The 23,268-nt window shown below is 61.3% G+C and carries 18 protein-coding genes and 3 pseudogenes; 10 read left to right on the top strand and 11 right to left on the bottom strand.

The annotated features are described in order from the left end of the window. The first annotated feature begins 5 nt into the window (after positions 1 to 5). The 4 genes and pseudogenes from cofC to GY791_05915 all read left to right on the top strand — a co-directional run bounded on the left by cofC (position 6) and on the right by GY791_05915 (position 4,623). On the top strand, positions 6 to 713 hold the full coding sequence (gene cofC / locus GY791_05930; protein MCP4327960.1) for a 2-phospho-L-lactate guanylyltransferase: 708 nt from the start codon (positions 6 to 8) through the stop codon (positions 711 to 713). Then, positions 710 to 3,199 carry a 5-amino-6-(D-ribitylamino)uracil--L-tyrosine 4-hydroxyphenyl transferase CofH gene (gene cofH, locus GY791_05925; GenBank protein ID MCP4327959.1) on the top strand — a complete coding sequence of 830 codons (2,490 nt, stop codon included), beginning with the start codon at positions 710 to 712 and terminating at the stop codon, positions 3,197 to 3,199. The genes cofC and cofH overlap by 4 nt, the downstream gene beginning before the upstream one ends. Further along, positions 3,151 to 3,864: an LLM class flavin-dependent oxidoreductase gene (locus GY791_05920; GenBank protein ID MCP4327958.1), complete on the top strand. Its 714-nt coding sequence runs from the start codon at positions 3,151 to 3,153 to the stop codon at positions 3,862 to 3,864. Before cofH ends, GY791_05920 begins: the two co-directional genes overlap by 49 nt. A gap of 82 nt (positions 3,865 to 3,946) precedes the next feature. After that, a pseudogene (locus GY791_05915) lies at positions 3,947 to 4,623 on the top strand (IS6 family transposase). 130 nt (positions 4,624 to 4,753) lie between these two features. On the opposite strand, the gene GY791_05910 reads toward GY791_05915, so the two are convergent. Together GY791_05910 and GY791_05905 are read right to left on the bottom strand one after the other, a co-directional pair. After that, complete coding sequence (locus tag GY791_05910; protein ID MCP4327957.1) at positions 4,754 to 7,315, bottom strand: FAD-dependent oxidoreductase; 2,562 nt, start codon at positions 7,313 to 7,315, stop codon at positions 4,754 to 4,756. Positions 7,316 to 7,936: 621 nt separating this feature from the next. After that, positions 7,937 to 8,749, bottom strand: a complete 813-nt coding sequence (locus tag GY791_05905) for an enoyl-CoA hydratase/isomerase family protein (GenBank protein ID MCP4327956.1) — start codon at positions 8,747 to 8,749, stop codon at positions 7,937 to 7,939. A gap of 108 nt (positions 8,750 to 8,857) precedes the next feature. Here GY791_05905 and GY791_05900 point away from each other — a divergent pair, with 108 nt between their 5' ends. Then, on the top strand, positions 8,858 to 10,255 hold the full coding sequence (locus GY791_05900) for an acyl--CoA ligase (protein ID MCP4327955.1): 1,398 nt from the start codon (positions 8,858 to 8,860) through the stop codon (positions 10,253 to 10,255). Between the two features lie 38 nt (positions 10,256 to 10,293). Here GY791_05900 and GY791_05895 read toward each other — a convergent pair whose 3' ends face one another. The 4 genes from GY791_05895 to GY791_05880 all read right to left on the bottom strand — a co-directional run bounded on the left by GY791_05895 (position 10,294) and on the right by GY791_05880 (position 13,659). Then, positions 10,294 to 11,265 (bottom strand): fumarylacetoacetate hydrolase family protein, encoded by a 972-nt coding sequence (locus tag GY791_05895; protein ID MCP4327954.1) that lies wholly within the window; start codon positions 11,263 to 11,265, stop codon positions 10,294 to 10,296. Between the two features lie 345 nt (positions 11,266 to 11,610). Next, positions 11,611 to 12,045, bottom strand: a complete 435-nt coding sequence (locus GY791_05890; protein ID MCP4327953.1) for a RidA family protein — start codon at positions 12,043 to 12,045, stop codon at positions 11,611 to 11,613. Between the two features lie 30 nt (positions 12,046 to 12,075). Next, positions 12,076 to 13,392, bottom strand: a complete 1,317-nt coding sequence (locus GY791_05885; GenBank protein ID MCP4327952.1) for a TRAP transporter large permease subunit — start codon at positions 13,390 to 13,392, stop codon at positions 12,076 to 12,078. Positions 13,393 to 13,398: 6 nt separating this feature from the next. Continuing rightward, a complete protein-coding gene (locus GY791_05880) occupies positions 13,399 to 13,659 on the bottom strand; it encodes a hypothetical protein (protein ID MCP4327951.1) in 261 nt (86 codons plus the stop codon). Between the two features lie 223 nt (positions 13,660 to 13,882). Here GY791_05880 and GY791_05875 point away from each other — a divergent pair, with 223 nt between their 5' ends. From GY791_05875 to GY791_05860, 4 genes and pseudogenes are all read left to right on the top strand, one after another. Next, complete coding sequence (locus GY791_05875; GenBank protein ID MCP4327950.1) at positions 13,883 to 14,029, top strand: hypothetical protein; 147 nt, start codon at positions 13,883 to 13,885, stop codon at positions 14,027 to 14,029. Positions 14,030 to 14,105: 76 nt separating this feature from the next. Then, positions 14,106 to 14,465: a hypothetical protein gene (locus tag GY791_05870; GenBank protein ID MCP4327949.1), complete on the top strand. Its 360-nt coding sequence runs from the start codon at positions 14,106 to 14,108 to the stop codon at positions 14,463 to 14,465. A 1,424-nt stretch (positions 14,466 to 15,889) separates the two neighbouring features. After that, a complete protein-coding gene (locus GY791_05865; GenBank protein ID MCP4327948.1) occupies positions 15,890 to 16,075 on the top strand; it encodes a hypothetical protein in 186 nt (61 codons plus the stop codon). A 255-nt stretch (positions 16,076 to 16,330) separates the two neighbouring features. Beyond that, a pseudogene (locus GY791_05860) lies at positions 16,331 to 16,435 on the top strand (DUF1488 family protein). Here GY791_05860 and GY791_05855 read toward each other — a convergent pair. The 3 genes and pseudogenes from GY791_05855 to GY791_05845 all read right to left on the bottom strand — a co-directional run bounded on the left by GY791_05855 (position 16,383) and on the right by GY791_05845 (position 19,851). Next, positions 16,383 to 16,897, bottom strand: a pseudogene (locus GY791_05855) (hypothetical protein). The pseudogenes GY791_05860 and GY791_05855 overlap by 53 nt on opposite strands. A gap of 255 nt (positions 16,898 to 17,152) precedes the next feature. Next, complete coding sequence (locus GY791_05850) at positions 17,153 to 18,730, bottom strand: DEAD/DEAH box helicase (GenBank protein ID MCP4327947.1); 1,578 nt, start codon at positions 18,728 to 18,730, stop codon at positions 17,153 to 17,155. Positions 18,731 to 19,038: 308 nt separating this feature from the next. Further along, positions 19,039 to 19,851, bottom strand: coding sequence for an enoyl-CoA hydratase (locus tag GY791_05845; protein MCP4327946.1), 813 nt, complete (start codon positions 19,849 to 19,851; stop codon positions 19,039 to 19,041). Positions 19,852 to 20,010: 159 nt separating this feature from the next. Between GY791_05845 and GY791_05840 the strand changes: the two genes are divergently transcribed. After that, positions 20,011 to 20,811, top strand: a complete 801-nt coding sequence (locus GY791_05840; protein MCP4327945.1) for an enoyl-CoA hydratase/isomerase family protein — start codon at positions 20,011 to 20,013, stop codon at positions 20,809 to 20,811. Between the two features lie 54 nt (positions 20,812 to 20,865). Here GY791_05840 and GY791_05835 read toward each other — a convergent pair whose 3' ends face one another. Both GY791_05835 and GY791_05830 read right to left on the bottom strand, forming a co-directional pair. Next, positions 20,866 to 22,404 (bottom strand): hypothetical protein, encoded by a 1,539-nt coding sequence (locus GY791_05835; GenBank protein ID MCP4327944.1) that lies wholly within the window; start codon positions 22,402 to 22,404, stop codon positions 20,866 to 20,868. A gap of 393 nt (positions 22,405 to 22,797) precedes the next feature. Continuing rightward, positions 22,798 to 23,193, bottom strand: coding sequence for a RidA family protein (locus GY791_05830; protein MCP4327943.1), 396 nt, complete (start codon positions 23,191 to 23,193; stop codon positions 22,798 to 22,800). Between the last annotated feature and the right edge of the window lie 75 nt (positions 23,194 to 23,268).

The following is a 23,268-nucleotide window of genomic DNA, read 5'->3' as shown; positions in this document are numbered from 1 at the left end:
GGGCAGTGCAGGCCTCAACCGGACACGTTTGGGCGGTCATCCCGGTGAAGCCCTTCGCCGATGCCAAGCAACGGCTATCCGAGCTCCTCACGTCACAGGAACGGCGCGAACTCGCGCGCGCGATGTTCGAGGATGTGATGGTACATGTAATGGCCGCGCGCGGCCTTGCCGGCGTCGTCGTCGTCACCCGCGATCGACTGGCTGCGGCACGGGCGCGCAGGGCCGGCGCGACCGTCCTGATCGAAGCGTCGGCCGAAGGTCAGAGCGCCGCCGTCCAACGCGCCGCCGAAATGCTGCTTCGGCATCCGCGAGCGGTTCTACTGACAGTGCCTGGCGATCTCCCCGCGATCTCCACCGCCGACATCGAGGCCTTGATGAACGCGCATGGCAAGCGGAGCGGAGTCACCCTGGTACCTGCACGCGACAATTGCGGGACGAACGCGCTGGTCGCGTCGCCGCCCACGGCATTGCCCTTCCGGTTCGGCGCGGACAGTTTTCGACGGCACCTGAGGGAGGCGCACCGCGCTGGTCTTGAGGCGCAAGTCACCAACCTCAGTGGGCTCGAGCTTGATATCGATACGCCGGCCGATCTTTGGGAATTGATTGCGCGCGGCGCCACCGGCCGCACGGCGGAGGTGCTGGCATCGATCCCGCTCGCCACGAGGCGGCTTGGCGGCGCGTCGGCCGTACGGTCGGTCGAGGCTGCGACATGACTGTGATTGCGAGGCCGGAGTTCCGCAGCCGGACGCGGTCGTGCAAGATCATCGAGCGCGCACGAGCCGGTCTGCGCCTTGGGCGCGAAGAGGCATCCGCCCTGGTCGAGGCGGGCGACCTCAATCGGTTGCTCGAAACCGCTTCCGCGCTACGCGATGTCGGACACGGTCCGGTCGTAAGTTATTCGCGAAAGGTGTTCATTCCCCTCACGCGACTCTGCCGGGACGTCTGCCACTATTGTACGTTCGCGCGGTCGCCGAAACGCGGCGAGCCGGCCTATCTCTCGCTCGATGAGGTCCTTGCGGTGGCCCGGGCCGGGGCCGCCGCCGGTTGCCGCGAGGCGTTGTTCACGCTCGGCGATAAACCGGAACTGCGCTATCGCGCGGCGCGCGACGCCCTGCGCGAGCTCGGCCATGAAACGACGTTGTCCTACCTTGCGGAGGCCGCCGCGCTCGTGCTGAGGGAGACCGGTCTGTTTCCCCATCTCAATCCCGGCGTTCTCGACGAGGCCGACATCGCGATGCTGCGTCCGGTATCGGTCTCGATGGGGTCGATGCTGGAAAGCGTCTCGGATCGCCTATACGAGCCCGGCGGGCCCCACCATGGATCGCCGGACAAAGATCCCGCCGTGCGTCTCGCCACGCTCGAGGCTGCCGGTCGGTGCGACGTCCCATTCACCACCGGTATCCTGATCGGCATTGGCGAAAGCCGCGCCGAGCGCATCGAGGCGCTGCTCGCCATTCGTGACCTGCATGACCGTTACGGCCACATTCAGGAAACGATCATCCAGAACTTCTGCCCGAAGCCGGGCACCCGCATGGCGGCAACGCCGGCGGCCGGCGAAACCGAGCTGCTGTGGACGATCGCCACCGCACGACTGATTCTCGGCGCAGAGGCGAACATTCAGGCGCCGCCGAACCTGAGCCCCCGGCGGCTCGGAAGTCTGATCGCCGCCGGTGTCAACGACTGGGGCGGGGTGTCGCCGGTGACGCCGGATCACGTCAATCCGGAACAGGCATGGCCGCATCTCAACGACCTTGCGGCGCAGACCGCGGGCGCCGGTAAAGTGCTCACCGAGCGGCTGGCGATTTATCCGAGCTATGCGCGCGATGCGTCGCGCTGGCTTGATTCCGCCCTCTGCACGGGGGTCGAACGGGCCACCGATGCGCAGGGCTATGCGCGTTCGGACATATGGCGCGCCGGGATCACGAAGTCCGCACCGCCAGGTTGGCGCCCGCCCGTGCCTGTCGCCGTGGATAGGGCGCTAGAAAGCGCCCTCGATCGCGCAGTACGAGGCGACCGCCTCGACGAGGCGGACATCGATCGACTGTTCAGGGCGCGCGGACCGGTGATGGCGGCGATCTGCGACACCGCCGACGAACTGCGAAGGTCTGTCAATGGGGACACCGTGACCTACGTCGTGAACCGCAATATCAACTACACCAACATTTGTCTCTTCCGCTGCCAGTTCTGTGCGTTCTCCAAGGGACGAACGGCTGAGGCGCTCCGCGGCAAGCCCTATGTGTTGGATCTCGACGAGATCGCCCGTCGTACCGCGGAAGCGTGGCAGCGCGGCGCGACGGAGGTCTGTCTGCAGGGCGGCATCCACCCGAGCTATACCGCCGAGACCTATATCGACATTTGTCGCGCGGTGAAGGCGGCCGCACCCGCGATCCACGTCCATGCCTTTTCGCCGCTCGAGATATGGCACGGCGCGCAAACCTCGCACCTGAGCGTCGAGACGCTGTTGGCGCGCCTCGTCGAGGCCGGGCTCGGCTCGCTTCCGGGGACCGCCGCCGAGATCCTCGATGACGAGGTCCGCCAGATCATATGCCCCGACAAGATCGACACCGCGACCTGGCTCGACGTCGTCGAAGCCGCCCATCGGCTCGGCCTCCATACCACCTCCACGATCATGTTCGGTCATGTCGAAGAGCCGCAGCATTGGGCGCGCCATCTATTGCGACTCCGCGATCTACAGGAGCGCACCCACGGTCTCACCGAGTTCGTCCCGCTGCCTTTCGTGGCGGCCGAAGCGCCGATTTACCTCAAAGGTCGGTCGCGCCCAGGACCGACCTTCCGCGAGGCCATCCTAATGCACGCGATAGCGCGGCTGGTCCTTTATCCGCTGGTTCCCAATATCCAGACATCGTGGGTCAAGATGGGTCCGCAAGGGGCGCTCGCGTGCTTGGCGGCGGGCGCCAACGATCTCGGCGGCACTCTGATGAACGAAAGTATTACCCGCGCCGCTGGGGCCTCGCACGGTCAGGAGCTGTCGCCGGCCGAAATGGAAGACCTGATGCGGGAGGCCGGCCGACATCCGAAGCAACGCACCACCCTATACGGCGACGTTGACGACGACCGCCGCCGCGCGGCCTTCGATGCGGAGACACTCCGACCCATTGCGATGGCGGCGCCGGTTTTCCGGAGCTCGGCATCGAGCGTAAGCGGCCGGCCCTGGCCATCAAGGAAGCGATCACCGTGATCCGCGGCCTGCTCGCCGGGGAAAGGGTCAATTTCCAGGGCGAGATTGTGCGTTTCGACGGCGGCCAGCTCATCGTCAGGGCGCGCGCTGACATCCCGATCATCGTCGGTAGTCGCGGCGACTTAGTGCTACAGGCGGCGGGCGAGGTGGCGGACGGTGTACTGATCGCCACCTACGCCGAACCGGTAGGTATTGGTCACGCCAAGGCGATGATCGCCGAAGGAGCGGCTAAGGCCGGGCGCAGTATGGACGATTTGACGCTGATTTCGCGTATCGACACCTGCATCAACGCCGACCGACGCATGGCCTACGAGGTCGTGAAGCCGAGTATCGGCATCATTCTGTGGGCTAGCTATCCCGATCGCAAGTTCGTCCATCGTGTCGGCCTCGAGGTGCCGGCGGCGCTCGAGGCGCTCATCGCCAAACGCGATTACAATTTGATGGAGGAGAATGCCCATCTCATCCCCGATGCTTTCGTTGACAAGTACTGCTGGGCGGGGACCGTCGAAGACGTCGCCCGTAAGATCGCCGCGGTCATGGGTGAAGGGGTCCGTGATCTCACCATCATGCCGCTGGCCGGACATGGCGATAGCCGAATTGATGTCGCCCGCGCCTTCGTCGAAGACGTCGTACCAATGGCCGGCGAAATAGCTGCCGGGCCGTAGATCGTCGGTTTGGGTGATGGACTCATAACTTCGCAACCAGACGCGTATTGATGCGAGGCACGGGTCTGCGTAGCATCGGCCGATGAAGAACCCCTACCGCTATTTCAACAGCTCGCCGGAGGTAATTCGCCTCACGGTGATGTTGTATATCCGCTATCCGCTGTGCCTGCGTCAGGTCGAGGACATCCTGTTCGAGCGCGGCATAGATATCTGTCACGAGACAGTACGGCTGTGGTGGAACCGGTTTGGTCCGATATTCGCGGCCGAGATCCGCAAACGCCGAGTAGAAAACGGTGCTATTCACCATGCCAATGGCACGTAAACGAGGATTTCGTCCGTATCAATGGCAAGATGCGTCACCTGTGGCGTGCTGTCGATAACGAAGGCGAGGTGCTTGAGGTTTTTGCCTCGGAGCGGCGGGATCGGGCGGCCGAGATTGCCATTCTGAAGCGAGCCATGAAGCGCTATGGCCGTCCGCAGGAAGTCGTGACGGATCGGCTTTGCTCATACCGGGCCGCAATGCTCGCGATCGGCAATGCCAGCGTGCAGACCTGCGGTCCATGGGCCAACAATAGAGCCGAAAATTCGCACCAACCGTTCCGACGATGCAAGGGCGCGACGGCCCGGTTCAGGGATATCAAAACCCTGCAGAAGTTTGCTTCGGCCCACGCATCGATCCACAACCACTTTAACCTCGAGCAACACCTTACGTCCCGCGACACCTTCAAAGAGAACCGGTCGGCCGCTTTGGCCGAGTGACGACAGCTGGCCGCCTAATGCTGCCCGGGGTCGCCAATATGGAGACTGGTTCGCATTAGACTGACACCACCATGTCATCGCCCAAACTGGCGGGCTTCGCCCCGTCAGGACACGTGTCTAGGGTGCCGATTCAGGTCCGTGGATTGATATTTTCCGGGTCATAGAGTGGCTCGTAACCAACTCCGGCGACCTCGACCGCGTAGGTGTCGCCGAAGTACTCCACCTGCAACCTCTTGCCCTTGACGGCGTACGCGTGAGGCAAATAGCCGAGAGCGATGTTCTTGCCGATTGTTGGGCCGTAGGCGATGGACGTGGTGAACGAATGTCGGCCCTCCAAATCGACCAGGGTCTTGCCTGTATCTGGGTCCATAATCGGCAAGATTCCGACGGGGTATCGTGACACTCCTGTCGAATCTCGATTGTCGATCATCACCATCGTGCAGAGCGTGGCCGGCTGGTGGTCCCGTGCACGGTGCTCGAGATAGGCGGCCTTACCGATAAAGTCCGCATCTTTGACCTTTGGGCGCGCGAGGTCGGCTTCCAAGAGATTGTATTCGGTCAAGAGGTCCGCGTTCTGGAGGCGCAAGCTCTTTTCCATCCTACGGGAGTTGGCATAGGTCTCGACACCGAACGGCATGACGTCCAGCGCGCGGATCGCATCCCAAACCGCAAGGCCATCATCGTATCTCATGTGCAATTCCCAGCCCTGCTCGCCCACATAGGAAATGCGGAAGGCGGTAACGTCCTTCCCCGCGATTCTGATCGGTTTGATCGAGGCGAAGGGGAATTTCTCCTGCGTGAGGCCCTCCGGGTCCTCCACCACCGCCTGGAGGGTGGTCCGGGCATTCGGCCCCCAAATTCCAATGGTGGTGAACTCGGTTGACACATCGGTGATCTCGACGTCGTAGCCCAAGTCCTCCGCCATACGCTTCATGTAGACGAAGTCGCGGTTTCCCGCGTCCGCCCCATCGACGAAGCGAAAGCGGCCCTCCATACGAAAGACCGTAAAGTCGGCCTTGACCATCCCAATCTCGTCAAGAAAGTGCGTGTAGATACCCGTGCCGACCTGATTGTCGCGGCCGACCTTGGCGACGCAGAGATACTCCATGAAATCAACATGGTCCGGACCGACAACATCGTACATGGCAAAGTGGGAAAGATTGACCATGCCGACGTTGGCGCTCATTTCGAGATGTTCGGCGTTCGAGACGCGCCAGAAATGGCGATTGTCCCATTCATTTTCCCGCACCGGGACCCGATTGCCGTACTTTTCCAACAAGTGCTCATTGCTCGCGTAGCCATGGGCGCGTTCCCATCCACCGAGTTCCATGAAGTAGCCGCCAAGCTCTGTCTCGCGCTCGTAGAACGGGCTGCGGCGCACATCTCTGCCGCCCGCAAACGGCTCCCGCGGATGTACCGCCGGGTTGTAGATTTTCATCGCGGTTTCGGTACAGCGGGCCTGGATGAAATCTTCGTCGGTTTGGAAGGGGTAGAAGCGCGAGTAGTCGATCGAGTGATGATCGATTTCCGTGCGCCCATCCGTGATCCAATCGGCAATCAGCTTGCCCATACCCGGGCCGTCCTTCACCCAGATCGCCTCGGCGTACCAAAGACCGCGCACCGTTTGACTTTCGCCGATCGAAGGTCCGCCATCCGTCGTGACCTGGAGAAGCCCGTTGAAGGAGCGTTTTTCGTCATAGCCCAGTTCCGAGAGAATTGGCGTCAATTCCATTGCCCGTTCCAACGGTTCCATGACCTGTTCGATTTCCAAGTCCCGCTGCGAAGGGGAGAGGCGCGCCTCCGTTTTCTCCACGATGTCCTTCGGATGGCAGAGGCGCGGATTCGATTCCTCGTAGTAACCCCATTCGATCATGCCGCCTTCGGCGGTTTTGGGGTCACCCGTGTCGCGCATGTAGGCGGAGTTACCCTGGTCGCGGAGAAGCGGCCAGCCGATGTCCTTGCCGGTGCCGGCAAAATTCTCGTATGGGCCAAACCAAAGAAGCGGATGGTCGACCGGCATGATGGGCAGGTCTTCGCCGGCCATCCCGGCGACAAGACGCCCCCAAAGTCCTGCGCAGACAATGACATGATCTGCCAAGATCTTGCCACGCGGCGTTTCGACACCCCTTATGTGTCCGTCCTCGATTATCAGGTCGGTAGCAGGCGTGTTGGCGAATGCCTTCAGCTTTCCGGTCTTCTCGGCATTGTCGACCAAAATGCCGGATACAACCTGTGAACGAGGAATGACGAGCCCCGCATCCGGATCCCACATGCCCCCCTGCACGAGGTCTTCGTCGATCAAGGGAAACTTTTCCTTGATCTCGCCGGGGGTCACGAGCCGCGCACCGGTACCAAACGCCTTTGCAGAAGCCACTTTGCGCTTGATCTCGTCCATGCGGGCATCGTCGCCGACCCGGGCTATCTCGAGCCCGCCGACTTTGGCGTAGTGCCCCATCCTTTCAAAGAAGTCGATCGAGTAAAGGGTCGTCCAACAGGACAGGAAATCATGGCTCGTGGCGTAGCAAAAATCGGAAGCATGAGAGGTCGAACCGATATCCGTCGGGATCGCCGATTTGTCGATGCCGACAATGTCGTCCCAGCCGCGCTCGATCAGGTGGTGGGCGACCGACGCGCCGACGATACCACCCAAGCCGATGATGACGACGTTCGCGCGTTCTGGAAATCCTGCCATTTTCACCTCCGTAAATTGGGTCAGTCAACGGCGCCCCAATTGGATCCTATCTCTTCTAGACGACGGTCCTAGTGCCAAAACGCCTGCATAGCAGACCGTTTACCCGCGAAAGGGTCCAGGTCCGTCTACCTATGGCCAGAATCAGCCTCGATCCTGTCCCGGACCTGATTACACAGGGCCAAAGCATGGTAGAGTGCGGGACCATGGATCGGCGAATACGGTCGTTACAGTTCAGGTACTCCAGCTCACGCTTGTCTTCAACATCCGGAATCGGGACGGCCTCGTGGAGAGTTTTCGTCATGCCGTCGATCTGGGCCTGGCAAATTTTTTGGGGGCCGGTCGTCGTGATGCTGTCGTTCCTCGTCTATGAAAGGGAGATGTCTGCGGAGCCGGCCGGGCAGATCATGCCATTGACCGATGAATTCACAGGTGGCGGAACATCCTCCAGGGAACCCAGAATCTCCGGGCTTGCCGAGCGCGACGGCGGTTGCTCGAGCCCAGATTTCACGCAATTCCGTCTATTTTCCCTGCCAAATAGGAAGGTCGGACCGGAGACGGGTTCGCACCAGACTGCAAGCACTGCCGCAATGCCTCCGTATCGAACGCGTCAGACAGCTCAGCCTAGACGTCGAAGCGAGCATCCCGCCAGGCGAGAGCGGCTCTGAGCCCGCCTTCGCGGAGTTTGGCGAGAAACTGGCGCTTGTCGTCGCTGCCCTTGCCTTCGAGGTCGACGTCGGCGGCCAGCGCCGCTTCGAGCGCCTGATCCATACCCATGATCCGCATCGTGTCGTTGATCGCCGCCTTGGTCCGGCGGACGACCGCGGGGTCGATCACCGCCATTTGGCGGGCGATGTGCAAGGCTGTCGGAAGCTCCTCGCCGACCGGGACGACGCGGTTGATCATACCGAGCGCCAGCGCCTCCTCGGCCGAGATATCGTCGAGACCGAGCAGCAGTACTTCCTTGGCTTTCTTCGGCCCGACCAGCCACGGCATCAACATGACCACGATGCCGGCGCCGAACTTCAGTTCCGGCTCGCCAAAGCGGGCATCGGCGGCGGCCACCGTGACGTCGCATGCCAGAGCCAGCTCACACCCGCCGGCCAGCGCCGGGCCCCGGACCGCCGCAATCGTCGGCTTGGCCAGGTGCCAGAAGCGCATCACCGCGTCGAAATCCTTTCGCAGCACCGGGCCCCATTGGTCTCGGCCCTGGGGCGGGTCGGCGGCTTGGTCTTGCAGATCGAAGCCGGCCGAAAATGCCTTGCCCTCCCCGGTCAGGACCAGGGCCCGCACCGCGTCGTCATCCTCGACCCTGTCGCAGGCTGCCAGCATTTCGCCAAGCATTTGCTTGTTCATGGCGTTCAGCCGCTCGGGCCGGCGCAGGGTCAGGACCGCGACGCCGCGGTCGACCTCCAGCGAAATCGTTTCGGACGTCATCTCGCTTCACCCGTCGAATTTTCAGTCGTCACCTTATGGTCGCGCCGACACACGGAGCAAGCGCCCTTTGATATTGCCGACCGCGGATCGCACGCCTAGCTTCTGCCAATGAACAATCTTGGTGACGCCCTGATCCGGGCATTCAAGGCACGGCCGACGGAGGTTGCGCTGGCAGACGAAGCTGGGGCCCTGACCGGCGCCGATCTGGTCGCGTGCGCCGAGGATGTCGCGCGATCGCTGGCGGCCGAGGGCGTACGAACCGACGAACCGGTCATTGTTGCCTGTTCCAATCGCGCGGCGGACGTTGCCGCCTTTGTCGGCGTGTGGGTGGCCGGCGCGGTCGCCGTGCCGGTTCACCGCCAGGCCCCGCGGACGATCGTCGACCGGACGTTGGCGCAGTGCGGCGCGCGCGTGATCGTCGACGACGCGACGGCCACGATGCCGACGGACAGGCTTACCATACGCCCGGTTGCCGTGCCGGTGCGGCCGCTATTGGACAGCGCCGCCACCATCGTCTTTACTTCGGGCTCGACCGGGGACCCCAAGGGCGTGGTCATTGCCCATGACCGTCTGATGGCGAAGATCGCCTCGATCGACGAAGAGCTAGAATTCGCTGCCGGTGGCCACACCTATACGAGTCTCCAGCTCATCTTCATTTTCGGCCAGTGGGTGACATTTCTGACTTTGTTGAAAGGCGGGCACGTCACCCTTGGCAATCGCTTTCCGGCGGCCGAGGCCGCGTCGATGTTCGCCGACCGTCGTATTGACTGTTTTGCCGCCGTACCAACCATGCTGCGCGCGATGGTGCCTCATCTCGCGGGCGCGCCGCCTTTTGCCGGACAGGTTATGTCGGGGGGAGAAATTCTTCCCGCCGGCCTGTCCGAACAGATTCGGGTAGCATGGCCGGAAGTGCGCCTGTGGGACCTCTATGGACTGACAGAGACCTGCGGCTGCGACTTCATTGTGCGGCCTGGGGAGCAAGACGCTGCCGACGGGACCATCGGAAATCCGTGGCCAGGGATCGATTGCCGAATTCATCCCGAAACGCACGAACTGCAGATCCGCACGCCCTATCGGATGCTCGGCTATCTCGATCGGCCGGACCTGGCGGCTGAAGCTTTCGACGGCGACTGGTTTCGCACCGGCGACATGGGCGCACGGCGCTCCGACGGGCGCATAACGCTGACCGGGCGGATCAAGGACTTGATCATTCGGGCCGGCAACAAGATCGCGCCGGTCGAAGTCGAACGCGCGGTCGAAAGCCACCCAGACGTCGCCGGTGCGCTCGCGGTTGGCCTCCCGGACGCGCGGACGGGCGAAGCGATCCATCTCTATGTCGTGCTCCGCCCGGGTGCGGTACTGACCGCCGAGGCGATCCGTGATTGGGCCGGCGAGCGGCTCGAGCGCTACAAGGTCCCCGACCAAATCCATTTCGGGGCCTCGCTTCCGGTCGGAGCGACCGGGAAGACCGATCGCCGCGCTCTTCGTAAGCTTTTGCAAGGCTGAGCTCGGCCGACCGTGGCGGTTGATGGGTTCGACGCGGTTCAGGCTCCGTTTGCTACGGAGGCCAGGTCGACGACCTGGTTACGAAGCACGCCTATCTTGTCGATCTCGCTTTCGATTACGTCTCCCGGCAAACAATATCGCGTGGCCGGGGTGAGCCCAGGCAGGCCCTGCCAGGACCCTCCTAGTTCGGCATCCGTTGACCAAGCGGTGCCGGCGGGTGTTCCGGTGATGATGACCATCCCGGGCTTTAGAGTGAAACTGACGGAGAAGAAATGAACGAGTTCGGCACAGGTCCAAATCATATTGGCGGTCGTACTCGATTGTCGTAGCTCGCCGTTTATGCGGGTTCGCAATTGGAGCGACTGAGGATCGCCGATCTCGTCGGCGGTAACGATCGCCGGGCCCAGTGGGGCGCTGCTGTCAAACGCTTTGCCACGCCCGGTTTCATACCAAGTCAGTGATCCCTTTGTCCGCACTTGGAGGTCCCTGGCCGTAACATCGTTCACAATCGTATAGCCGAAGACGTGTCGAAGCGCTTCGTCGACCGGAATATGGCGCCCTGGCTTGCCTATGACGATGGCGAGTTCGGTCTCGCAGTCGAGCTTCTTGGTAAGAACGGGGTCGTGGATTATGGACTCGTCCGGGCCGACTACGCAGTCGGACGTTTTGACAAAAAATTCCGGTTCTTTCCCACTGATCGGGGTATTCGATTTCTCTGCGTTATGGTCGCTGTAGTTGCTGCCGCTGCACAAAATTGTCGTCGGGCGGATCGGCGCCGTCAGCTTGACATCCGCCAGCCGCATCTGGGTGCCGCGCGGCGGATCGGCGACAAGGCGCTCGGCCGCGGCGAGACCTTCCTCGCCGGCGCGAATGAACGCGATCGTATCGGAGAACCAGCCGGCGACGGAGCCGAGACCGGCCCCGACACTGGCGGACGGATCGATAACGGACTCACCCTGGAGAAAGCCAAGACGAGTCTTTCCCTCAACCAGCATATTCACGATTTTCATTAGCGCCCTCCATTAGCGGGGAGACGCCTATCGGGCGGCGTCACCTTAATGGAATCATTGTCAAACCATTCGACAAATGTTCATTCATTCATAGCACCAATTCATTGGCGCGGATGGGGGAAAACCGAGCTTGAGGCGCGATCTCAGGTGCCGTCGGTCTTATCCCTCGCCGGGGTCTCTCCGACTGTCGACCGCCTGATATTGTGCAAGGCTCCGGCGCATCTCGTCGATTGGCGGAAATTCGACACTGCGAACGCCGCTTGCCGAACGTGCCGAAGAAATAACCTATCCCAACCGTCAACCGCGGGTCGTGCCACAATACGTGATCGTACGAATCGTCCGGCCTCATCCCAGCTTCGCCACCGCGGCGACACCGTCGACCTCAACGAACATGCCGGGGTGGGGGAGGGCGCCGACCTGGAGGATGGTCCGCGCCGGCGGGTTGTCGGCGCCGAAATAGCGTTCCGAAATTTCGTTGAAGACGTATTGCTGAGATATGTCGGTGACGTAGATCGTCAGCTTCATAATGTCGGCGAACGTGGCGCCGGCGGCGTCGAGCACGAGCTTGATGTGCTCGAAAGTACGCTCGGTCTGTTCGCGAAAATCGCCGGCCAGCCATTGCGCCTCTTCTGCCGGATCGTGAGGGTGCTTGTGGTAGATCGGCACCGTGCAGCAGCCGGAGAAGAACACGATTCGGGCATCCTCGACCGCATAGGCGGCGCTGTAGGGGCTCTGGTATTCCGGCTTCATCGGCAGGTGGTGGATCGGCGTAATGCCCATTCTATTTCTCCTTGAGGCGGGTGGCCGCGGTCAGCGGCGGGTCAGGGGATGCAGGAAGGTCACCAATTCGGGAAACAGGATCAGGATCGCCATCACGATCAGGTTGCAGACAAGGAACGGTATCGCGGCGACATAGATCTGCTTCATCGTCACATCGGGCGGCGTAATGCCCTTCATGATGAAAAGCAGCAATCCGAAGGGCGGCGTCATCAGAGCCATCTCCAGGTTGATCAGCATGAGGACGCCGAACCAGATGGTGTCGAGGTCGAGCGCCTTGACGATCGGTATGAAGATGGGAAGCGTGATCAACATGATCGCGATCTGCTCCATGAAGCTGCCGAGTACGAGGACGACAAGCTGCATGCCGACGACAAGCAGGATCGGCGTCACGTCGAGGCCGAGAACGGAATCGAGAAGGCCGCGGGTGGCGCCAGAATAGGCCAGCAGCTGGCTGAACCCGATCGCGGCCGCCATGATCGCGAACATCATCGCGGTGATGCGCAGGGACCCCAGGACCGATGCTCGGATCATGGCCCAGTTGAGGCGCCCGTAGGCGGCGGCCAGGGCGAACGAGCCGAGCGCACCGAGTGCCGCCGACTCGGTCGGCGTCGCGACACCGAGCACGATCAGCCCGGTAACCAGGAAGACGATGAAGCCGAGCGGCAGCAGGTGCTTGATGACGGCCTCGATGCGCTCTGGCCAGGTGACGCTGTCGACCGTGTAGCTCGGCGAATCATCGGGGTTGAGGGCGCAGCGAATGACGATATAGGCAAAGTAGAGGGCGGCCATCATCAGCCCCGGCACGATGGCCGAGATCAAAATCTTGGCGATCGAAAGCTGGCCGATGGCAGCGAGGATCACCGCCAGCGCGCTCGGCGGGATCATCATCGCCAGCCCTCCGCCGGCCATGATCGGGCCGATCGAAAGCGTACGGTGATAGCCGCGGCGTTCAAGGTCGGGATAGAGGAACGTGCCGAGCATGGCGGTGTTGGCCATGGTCGAGCCGCTGAGCGACGAGAACACGGTGCCGGCGGCGATGGTCAACACGCTGAGCCGGCCGGGCAGTCGGCCAAGGCATTTATCGAGCGCGTCGAGCGCGTCCTTGCCAAGCTGCGACCGCCACAGGATTTCGCCCATCAGCACGAAAAGCGGTACCGGCGTCAGGGTGAATGAGCTGACCGAGCTGTAGATGCTGAGGACGAATTGATGGAACGCCCCGCTGCCGCCCTGGAGAAATAGGATACCGAGCAGGTTGACGAGCAGGAATGCGAAGGCGACCGGCACGCCGAGGCCCATCACGAACAGCAGTCCGCCGACGATGATCATGAGCGTTTCCCACCACGGCATCTGCGGTCAGCCTTCGGCTGCGTCCGGTGCGTCGTCGGACGGTGCCCGCCGCCCGCCGGTCATCTCCTCGCGCGCGTTGATGACGAATGCGATGGCCGATAGCAGGAAGCCGATCGCGATGATTGCGAGGAAGGGGAATTTTTCCACCGGGTAGATCCCGACCGTGGTCACGCCGCGCACGAAATTGTCCCATGCGGCGAGGAACGCCCAGAACGACCCGACGGCGCAGGTGCCGGCGGCGACGATCGCGGCGAGTGCGCGCATCATCGGCCGGCGATGTTCGGGGGCGGCATTTTACGGCTTTTATTTACTTGGAAAATGTTGATATTTACTTCAGTGAATTAAAATAAAATATGAAATACTTACGGGTGTTTAAATTTGAATAAATAATATTCAAAAACACATTGAATACGCTATTGAAAAATATTTTCCCGATCACCATATATATTTTGGCGGCAAATAAATGCCGGCCAAATCAAGGGTATTTCGCATGTCATTTAAGGAATTTTCCTCGGCACAAGGTGCTCCGAGCAAAGGCAACCCCGACGACAAGGCCAAGGTGACGCCAACGCCCGATCAGCCGGCTGAAAAGACCGACAAATCACCAACCGAAGCTGTGCCTGCGGCCAAGTCGTAGTTTTCGGAACGCGGGCGCAAGCGTTTTTCTCGACACCTCTCGATATGGCGATAGGACTGCCGACAAGGTGGGCCTGATGACGGTGCGTACAAGCAAGAAAACGGCAGCGTTCGGGAAGCCTTTCGTCCTTGACGGTCTCGATGAGATACTAGCGGCCGGCGCCTTTGGCGTCGGAACCGATGAGGAACTTCTCGAAGGCATTTCTTTTCCCGCCGACCGGCGGATAATGACCCTGAATCATTTACACCCAAGGTCTGATCGTCCGGGTATTACTCATACGATGACAATAGATCCAATTGAACTCGAGGCGGCTTTGGAACGCGATCGGGTGCTTGCAGAGACTTCGGTGGGCGAGTGCTTGCAGTCCAGTGAGGCTGAAAGGCAGAACTGGGTCGCGACGGGAATAGGTCGACCGTCAATCCACAGTGGGAAGTGAAAACGGGGTGATGGTATTTCGGCCAACCGAGCATCCTCGGTCAGAACCGTCGAACACCGCTTTTCAAGGATTTGAAGTGTGACCGCTGATTGAGGCCGAGATGGAAATGGGTAGTTCGATCGGGACCAGAGCGGTCGCCACAGGAATGGACAGCCGGCTACCCAGACGCCAATGCGGTGTCCATGCAAAGGGCGCGCATTCACGATCGATGCGAGGCCCGCGTTTATGTTGATTATGGGACCGGTTCGTTTGCCTGGGTCAGAACTGTCGGCGGCAAATTCGGTGGCGTGCTTGGAACCGTTTAGAAGGATTGACCGATGCGTACGATGCGACGACCACGTTTGGTAGTCATTCACCCCCTAGTCTTTCTCGTGCTTCTGTCCGCGGCGCCCGGCGCCGTGTTCGCTCAGAGCGATTCCGTCGGGACGCCCGAGAATGCGAGCGCGAAGAGCTATGGGACCGTATGGGAGTGTGACCGGGACTATCGAGAGGACGACGGTGCCTGTGTTGCCGTCAAGGTGCCGGCATATGCATACCCAACAAATACATCCTACGGTCGCGGTTGGGAGTGTGCCCGCGGTTATCGAGCGGTCAAAGAGACCTGCACCGAAATCAAGGTGCCTCAGAATGCCTATCTCAATCCTTCAGGCGAGAGATGGGAGTGCGACCGAGGGTATCGGAAAGCCGACGAGGAGACCTGCGTTGCCATCAAAGTGCCTTCGAACGGGTACTTGGTGGACTCCTCATACGGGTCGGGTTGGGAGTGCGATCGCGGGTATCGCCCAATCGACGAGAATTGCGTCGCCATTGAGGTTCCAGCCAACGCATAATTCGTGGATTCATCCCACGGACTTGGATGGAATTGCGATCGCGGCTATCGCGCAGTCGACTGGGCTTGCACTGCCATGAAGATACCGGCGAATGCCCACCTCGATTATTCTGGAGATGACTGGGACTGAGATCGGCCATATCGAAAGCAAGAGGGTAGCTGTATTCTGCCTTGAGGTGATTTTGAATAGTGTGCAGCCATACGATAATACGAACACGCGAAGAAACATTCATGACCTCTACCCCGCGATCAAATGTGCCGACCGATCGGCCCGAAATGGACCAGCCGAAACTTCGCCTCTGCCATCGATGCCGAACCTCGTTCCGCAGCGACTGGGCCGGTGAGCGGATATGCGCCCGGTGCAAAAACACGGCCGCGTGGCGGACAGGCGCACCGTTGCGGTCCCAGGCCGTGAGCAGGCGTGGATAGTGGCCCGCTACGGGCCCAGATCATACCGGTCCGGGTCCAATCGCATTTCCAGACCTGCCGGACAGTGCCCCAAGGCGGGGCATATTCCGGGAACAAGCCGTTTCCATGGTTCCGTGTGCCGCGTCCGACAATCGAAATGCAAACATCAATCGAGGAGTCCTGATACATGCAGATATCCGCCCGTGGTTTGAAGCACATCTGCCCGGATTGTGCGACCAAGTACTATGACCTCAGAAAAAAGACCGCCACCTGTCCGAAATGTGGCGCCAAGCCGCCTGCGCCGAAGCCGCCGAGGGCCGCGCGGCCGCCGGTCAGGAAAACCGGCCGCACGAATTTCGGGAGGTACCCCTAACGGAACTAGGTGCAGCCCATCAGTTACCCGCAGGGGCGTGGATTGCAGTGACCAACTGCCGCGGGCCCGACTCGCAGGCTCACCTTGCGCCCAGCATTCGTGGCTGTGCGGTACAGAAACAGGTCGAGCGGCCGGATTGGCACTCGCCAGCTTCGGCGCTTCCCGCCCAAGCGCCGAAACGTCGATCACTTCATCGGTGGGAAATGATCAACCGGTCGCACGGCCACTGTGCCACAGCGATTGGGATAACCAGCTATGACACTGAACTTCCCGCATCGTAGCTGGAGCTACGATGCGAGCAGGAGCCTTATCCACTTTTGGGGGTATGACAGTACGTTAGAAATTTCGTTCTTTGTGGAAATTGGCGCTCTCCGCCGCTCAATGCTCGGTATTCTGCGACTGTTAAACACGAAGAATAGATATCGGCACCGCTCTGTCGGCGGTCGAGATCATTCCAAATTCCGTGGTGACCCGCACGCTGCCGGCGCCAAGATGAATACGGCGCCGCCGTCACCAGGCTGCACGCAAATCCGACAAGGTCGTTTGCACGGCGCGAACGGAAGAATGAGAGATGTCCGCAATCATGCTGGATAATGAAGATGCGCACCAGAAAGCCCGCGGCCAGCGGCATGAGAGCGAGCGCTATCCAATAGGATACGTCGATGACGACGTGCATCGCAGCGCAAGAGACGAATAACCGCCGAACGAGGTCGCAATCTGGGATCGGCTCTTGCGTCGTATTGGTGCCTGAAATTTGGCCACCCCGTGACGGAGGCGCGGCTGACCGGTCAGGGTCGCACTCTCGAGTTGAGGGCCGACCATTGATGCTCACTTTGAACTGGATTCAGATACCGGGTCGATATCCGGCGATGATCGAGTGGTCGCACTCGTTGCGACCGACAGGCCGCGATCGGTTGAGCCATGCGACGCCATTTATGGATATCGCAGCCATTATCCCCGAGGCTCGGAGGGCCGCTCGGCGCACGTTGCCCGCGACCCTCCGCCGAGATCCCACTGACACATTGCGCCGGGCCACATTTCGCGATCGTATCGCGGGAGACCAACCGCTGGAACTTCCTAGGCCGCTTTGAGGTTTGCAGCGGAAACGCGCCCTTTCTTCGGTTCGCGTTGCAGGTCGTAACTGAGCTTCTGGCCTTCGGTGGGATGCCCGATCCCGGCCTGGTCCACGGCACTGACATGGACAAAAATGTCCCGACCGCCGTCGTCAGGCCGGATGAATCCATAGCCCTTCGCAGGGTTGAACCATTTCACCGTCCCAGTCGGCGTCTCGGGTGCTCTTTTCGATCGGCCATTGTGCTTGCCGGTCTGGCCGTTCGACGGAACACCAATCGGCCGACGCCCCGGCGCATGGCGTGGACCCTTATCAGTCGGTGTACGCCGCGCGTCGGCGGCGGAACTGCCGCGTCTCCGTTGCGGCCGCGCGTCGGACTGTTCTTGAACGTCCGGACTCGGACCCGCCAAGAATTGCCGGCCGTCGATGACCGAAAGGCGGCGGCGGATCAGTTTTTCGATCCGGCGAAGGTCTTCGGCTTCACTCGCATCGCAGAATGAGATTGCAATTCCGCCTGCACCGGCGCGTGCCGTGCGCCCGATGCGATGCACATAGCTCTCAGGCACATTGGGGATGTCGAGATTGAATACGTGGGTCACGCCATGTACATCGATACCGCGGGCCGCGATATCGGTCGCGACGAGAACCCTGGCCCGTCCGCGGCGGAATTTCTCAAGCGCACGTTGCCGGGCGCTTTGGGACTTGTTGCCGTGCAGGGCATCGGCGGCAATGCCGGCCTTGTCCAGATCTTCGGAGACCTTATTAGCACCGTGCTTGGTTCGCGTGAAAACGAGGACCCGTGAAAACGTCGGATCGGAGAGCATGCTGGTTAGCAGGGCACGTTTGTTCTTGGCGCCGACGTGCACAACATGCTGATCGACCTGGTCGACGGTCACGGTTTGTGACGCCGCCTCGACCTTGACCGGGTCTGACAGCATCTGGTGGGTGAGGCGCTCGACCTCGGCCGGCATGGTCGCCGAGAACAATAGACTCTGTCTCTGGCGGGGCAGGGCCGCGACGATCTTTTTGACGTCGCGAATGAAACCCATGTCGAGCATGCGGTCGGCTTCGTCGAGGACGAAGTGCGAGACCATGTCGAGCCCGACATGGCCCTGACTGATAAGGTCGAGAAGCCTTCCCGGCGTGGCGACGAGCATATCGACGCCGCGGGCCATTGCTTTTCGCTGCGGCCCTTGTGCGACGCCGCCGACGATAACGGCCCGGCTAAGATCGAGATAGCGGCCGTAGGTTGCCAGGCTATCCGCGATCTGAATGGCGAGTTCGCGTGTCGGCGCGAGGATCAAGGCACGTACTTTTCCCGGACGCGCCCGTTCGCGGCTCGCGGCAAGAGTCTGCAGTAGTGGGAGGGCAAAGGCCGCGGTCTTGCCGGTGCCGGTCTGTGCGATGCCCAGCAAATCCTTGCCGGCAAGCAGAGGTGGAATTGCACGCCCTTGGATGGGCGTGGGGACGACATATTGCGTAGCCTCGAGGGCACGCACGATCGGCTCGGCGAGACCGAGCTCCTTAAACGAATTATTTGTCACTGACTTTAGGTATCCTTTTTGCGCCAGAGCGGTACGCATCCCGATGGATGCGTCAACGGCTAAGCGCGCTTTACCGTCTTCCACGCGCACCTGGAGCAAACGGACGTTATTAGGGAAATCACTTCGAGAACAAGAGCCATCGGTTAGCCGAGAGCCCCTCGCGCGGTCGCGAGTAATCTGGACAGCAAATGGGCGTGTTTTGCCGAAATGTCAAGCTGTATCGGCTCGAGGCCATCGCGATGAACGGCGTGGATGCCGCAGGCGCAAAGTACGGAGGCCGCGGGAGTGATCCGAATATTGGGATCGCGCCGACCCGCCGCGGCGAGGATATCGGTCCGTGTGCCGCGCTAATAACCCTTGAAGACCGGTGGACGCTTCTCGGCGAAAGCACGACGGCCCTCGGCATAGTCGTGGCTCTCGTTGCAGCGCCGAATGGCGGCGAGACAGGCATCGATATCACGCGCCGTCGGGTCCTTCGCCATCTCTGTCATGCAAAGCTTCATCGCTCTCATTGTCAGTGGGGCGTTGCGGCAAATGTCGTCGACTAGCGCCGCGACCGTGCTTTCCAATATATCGGCGTCGACGATGTCATGAGTAAGGCCGATCGACTGGGCACGGTCCGAGTCGATCCGTCCAGCGGTAAAAAGAATGCGCTTGGTCTGCGGCAGGCCGACGACCCTAATCAGCCGCTCGATGCCGTGGCGCGTGTAGCCGAGACCGAGGCGGGCCGCGGGGAGGGCAAAAATCGCCGACGGGTCACAGAAACGCAGATCGCAGCAACTCGCGATCGAGAGCCCGGCACCCATGCAAAATCCGTGGATCATGGCCACGGACGGCACGGGAAATTCATCGAGAAGACGGCAGGTATCCTCGACCAGCGTGTCGTAGGCAGGGGCAGCGTCCCCGGAACGCTTGTCGTCAAAATCGCGGATGTCGGCGCCGGCGCAGAACGCTCTCCGGCCGGCCCCACGCAGGACAACGACCCGCAGGTCAGGCATCGGCGTCAGCCGCTCAAGGATCTCCTTCAATTGGCCCCACATGGCGATACTGAGGGCGTTGTTCCGAGCTTGATTTCGGAACTCGATCAATGCTCGCCGACCGTCGCCCGCGACGTCGACAATCACCTCGCCCGGCATCTCGGCATCTGTATCCGTCATCATACGTTGGCTCGTCCCTCGATTGACGCCGTCACGGCGGTGCGAAATGGTGTGCGGCGGTTGAATTTGAAATGCAAACGAGAGTTTCGCATATTGAAATCATTCACGCGCAGTCAGGTTTTGCCACGCCGCGATCCAAAGCACAAACCGGGAGGAAACGCTATGTCGGCCCGTTACGATAACTACAAGGCGCTGAAGTTCAACAAGCCAGCCCCGCGCATTCTCGAAGTGATCCTGTCGGCACCGGGAAAGCTGAACGCACTCGATGCGGACGGCCATCGCGAGCTCGCCGAGGTGTGGCGAGACATCGACAAGGATCCCGAAATTTCGTGCGTGCTCTTACGTGGCGACGGGGGCGTCTATTCCGCGGGCGGCGATCTTGCCCTCGTTGAGGATATGGCGAACGATTGGGATACGCGGCTTCGTGCCTGGCAGGAGGCGCGCGACATCGTCTACAACGTGATCAATTGCAGCAAACCGGTGGTGTCGGCGATCGAGGGTCCGGCGGTCGGCGCCGGTCTGGCGGCGGCGATGATGGCCGATATCAGCGTCGCCGGGCGCACGGCACGGATTATCGATGGCCATACGCGGCTCGGCGTCGCGGCGGGCGACCATGCGGCGATTATCTGGCCGTTGCTCTGCGGCATGGCCAAGGCCAAATACTACCTGCTGCTCTGCGAAACGGTGACCGGCGAGGAAGCCGAACGAATCGGGCTGGTTTCGCTGTGCGCCGACGACGATAAAGTCATCGACACCGCCATGGCGGTCTGCGAGAAACTCGTCAAGGGTGCGCCGGTCGCCATCCGCTGGACGAAATACGCACTGAACAATTGGTTGCGCATGGCCGGGCCGAGTTTCGACGCCTCGCTGGCGTTGGAGTTCGTCGGCTTTTCCGGGCCGGAGGTGCGGGAGGGCTATACGGCCCTGCGTGAGAAGCGGGCGCCGAATTTCGATCCCAAGTAACGGCTTTGTAGAGGATTTTCGGTCGCAATTAGCCCGAGCCGGTCGGCGTGCGGTCTAGGCCACCCATGATTTACCATCGATCCAGGCCGGCGGCTCGAGACCCATAAGGGTAAGTATCGTCGGTGCGAGATCGACCGATTTGCCGCCCTCGAAATTGAGCTTGTCGCGTCTGCTTGGTGCCGTCAGCCATACTCCCGAGACCGGCCTATGGTCTCCGCTTCGCGGGTTTCGCGGTTTGTTGATCGGCGCGTCGACACGCCCGACACGTTCTGAAACGCAGCTTTCAATGGGTCCCAAGTCGGAGCGAAAGACCACCAGGAGGTCCGGCAAATCGGGATGAGCGTCTGCACCGACGACCTCGTTGATGGTCAGGGCATCGTCGATAATCGGCTCGGTGCTCGTAGGATCGCGCAGGGCCAATAGCGCCGCGCGCAGCTCATCCGTCATATCGTCGAGCTCGGAGCCGCGCTCGACAGATCCGGAGGGCTCGCGGCCGCGGACGTTGAAACGGATGGCGCCGACACGATTGTTAGGAATCGACGCTGCCTTTATACGCGGGTTCTCGAACGGATCGAGCGCGCATCCCGCGTTTGATTGAAGCTGCCGAATCAAGGGCAGCCGACCGACCTGTCGTGCCATAGCCGCGTAACGGCGCGGCACCCGGTACTTCAAGCTCGCCTGCAAACGCCGAATTGCTTGCTCGGGTGCGCCATCGCGCGTGCCCGCCAGTTGCAGCCGCGCAAGGATTTCAGGGAGCAACTGCGGTCCTCCCGAACTACGGCTCATGCCATGGCTTGCCATGACGATAACGTCGCATTCATCTCCTGCGGCGGCCACGACCTCGGCGAGCGCCTCGTCCAAGGATCGGTAGACTTCGAGAAGCCCGCGCGCGAGGTCATTGGCAGGCAGGGACGGGTCTCGGGCGCCGGTCAGCTCATGCAAGTGCCACAAATGGTGGCCGGCGCAGTGGCCCTCGGCAAATGCGCAGGCAAACAAGTCCCATGTTTCGCGACACAGCACGTCGAGTATGAGTTTCCTCTTCTTCTCGATCCCCGTTTTCAGATCCGCGATGAGCGTGCGATAACCGCTATCGTCATCGGCGTAAAGGTTGCAATCGTGCACCGGGTGACAGCCGTGGGACGAGAGTATTTCCCGCTCAAGCGCGTCAGGATGGACGCGCACGTCGTCGAGACGATCGTGGACGCCCCATTCGGCAATTTGAATACCGTTGATCCTGGGATCGAAGGGAGCGTGCGGCAGATCGACCACACCGACGCGGTTGCCCTCGTCACTCGCGGTGCGCCAGAAGGTCTCGTCCCGGCCGCATTCCTCGGCCGTCAGCCGGCGCATCCTGGCCTCGCCGGTTCGGATCGCGTGTGATTCGAAGAAGCACCCCGTGCGGCCGACCGATCTTCCGGTTGCCAACTCGAACCAGACGGCGCCGGGCAAGTGCCCGACGCAGGTTGCGATGCGCCCGTAATGTCCGTGCCGTGCCATCCGGCCAAGCGTTGGCAGGCGGCCCGCGGAACTCCATTCCTCGACCAACCCGGCGTCGACGGCATCGAGGCCGACGAACAGCACGCGTGCAGACATTTTTACACCCAAGTAGCGAGTCATTCGCCCCGATGACCCTTGTGTCGCAGTCTTGCCTTTAGTCGGCGCTTCTTCAACACCACTTTAAGATCAGGGAAAGGCGCCTGAAGCGGCGGCTGGCCCGACCGCGGCTATCGCCGCGGGAGTTGGCGCCGCTCGCGTGGCAACAATGCGTTGACTGCGCCGGCGGCAGATTGCACCAAATCGGAACTGAACCAAGGGCCACACTCGGTGCTCTTTCTTTGCCGTCGACGACGTGGCCGACGGGGAATTCTACAGCCCGGACGTGATCCACTATTTTGACGATTATTGGTCGGCGGTGGCACGGCGACGGGTCACTGGAGGAGGGGCGACCCGATGCGAGATCGTTGCCAGAATGCTGCTTTTGGACGTTCAAGATGACGGCTTGTAGGCCACCACCTCGATCTCGATCCGGACATCGACCAGCAAGGCGCTGACGACCGCCGACCGTGCCGGAGGATCGTCGGGAAAATACTCTGCGTAGACTTCGTTGAATCCCGCGAAGTCTTCCTTGTCCCTGAGCCAGACCATCGCCTTGACGACATCGGACAATGCGCAACCGGCATCATCCAATGTGGCCTTGATGAGGTCTAGGGTGACCCGGGTCTGATCCTCGATCGTGCCTATCGTCATCGGCGCGCCGTCGCTGATCGGGATCTGGCCGGTAAGATACACCATGTCGCCGGCGCGAATTGCTTTCGACAACGATAGCTTGCGGCCGTCAATGACAAGAGGCCCGCCGATAACTTTCTTTTGGCTGTCCGCCATCGTCCTGCTCTCCAAATTTGGCCCGCCTACGCAATAGGCTCTTTTGCCGGTCTTGCCGGCGTCGGTCAAGCATGC

The sequence above is a fragment of the Alphaproteobacteria bacterium genome, assembly GCA_024244705.1.
In the GTDB taxonomy this organism is placed as follows: domain Bacteria; phylum Pseudomonadota; class Alphaproteobacteria; order JAAEOK01; family JAAEOK01; genus JAAEOK01.
This window is presented reverse-complemented; position numbering and strand designations above follow the sequence as displayed.

What these genes read in the sequence shown, in the direction of transcription:
- cofH (MCP4327959.1), top strand. Translation starts at nt 710, where the DNA reads ATGACTGTGATTGCGAGGCCGGAGTTCCGCAGCCGGACGCGGTCGTGC.
- GY791_05910 (MCP4327957.1), bottom strand. Translation starts at nt 7,315, where the DNA reads ATGGCAGGATTTCCAGAACGCGCGAACGTCGTCATCATCGGCTTGGGT.
- GY791_05905 (MCP4327956.1), bottom strand. Translation starts at nt 8,749, where the DNA reads ATGACGTCCGAAACGATTTCGCTGGAGGTCGACCGCGGCGTCGCGGTC.
- GY791_05900 (MCP4327955.1), top strand. Translation starts at nt 8,858, where the DNA reads ATGAACAATCTTGGTGACGCCCTGATCCGGGCATTCAAGGCACGGCCG.
- GY791_05895 (MCP4327954.1), bottom strand. Translation starts at nt 11,265, where the DNA reads ATGAAAATCGTGAATATGCTGGTTGAGGGAAAGACTCGTCTTGGCTTT.
- GY791_05890 (MCP4327953.1), bottom strand. Translation starts at nt 12,045, where the DNA reads ATGGGCATTACGCCGATCCACCACCTGCCGATGAAGCCGGAATACCAG.
- GY791_05885 (MCP4327952.1), bottom strand. Translation starts at nt 13,392, where the DNA reads ATGCCGTGGTGGGAAACGCTCATGATCATCGTCGGCGGACTGCTGTTC.
- GY791_05880 (MCP4327951.1), bottom strand. Translation starts at nt 13,659, where the DNA reads ATGATGCGCGCACTCGCCGCGATCGTCGCCGCCGGCACCTGCGCCGTC.
- GY791_05875 (MCP4327950.1), top strand. Translation starts at nt 13,883, where the DNA reads ATGTCATTTAAGGAATTTTCCTCGGCACAAGGTGCTCCGAGCAAAGGC.
- GY791_05870 (MCP4327949.1), top strand. Translation starts at nt 14,106, where the DNA reads ATGACGGTGCGTACAAGCAAGAAAACGGCAGCGTTCGGGAAGCCTTTC.
- GY791_05865 (MCP4327948.1), top strand. Translation starts at nt 15,890, where the DNA reads ATGCAGATATCCGCCCGTGGTTTGAAGCACATCTGCCCGGATTGTGCG.
- GY791_05850 (MCP4327947.1), bottom strand. Translation starts at nt 18,730, where the DNA reads ATGCGTACCGCTCTGGCGCAAAAAGGATACCTAAAGTCAGTGACAAAT.
- GY791_05845 (MCP4327946.1), bottom strand. Translation starts at nt 19,851, where the DNA reads ATGATGACGGATACAGATGCCGAGATGCCGGGCGAGGTGATTGTCGAC.
- GY791_05840 (MCP4327945.1), top strand. Translation starts at nt 20,011, where the DNA reads ATGTCGGCCCGTTACGATAACTACAAGGCGCTGAAGTTCAACAAGCCA.
- GY791_05835 (MCP4327944.1), bottom strand. Translation starts at nt 22,404, where the DNA reads ATGTCTGCACGCGTGCTGTTCGTCGGCCTCGATGCCGTCGACGCCGGG.
- GY791_05830 (MCP4327943.1), bottom strand. Translation starts at nt 23,193, where the DNA reads ATGGCGGACAGCCAAAAGAAAGTTATCGGCGGGCCTCTTGTCATTGAC.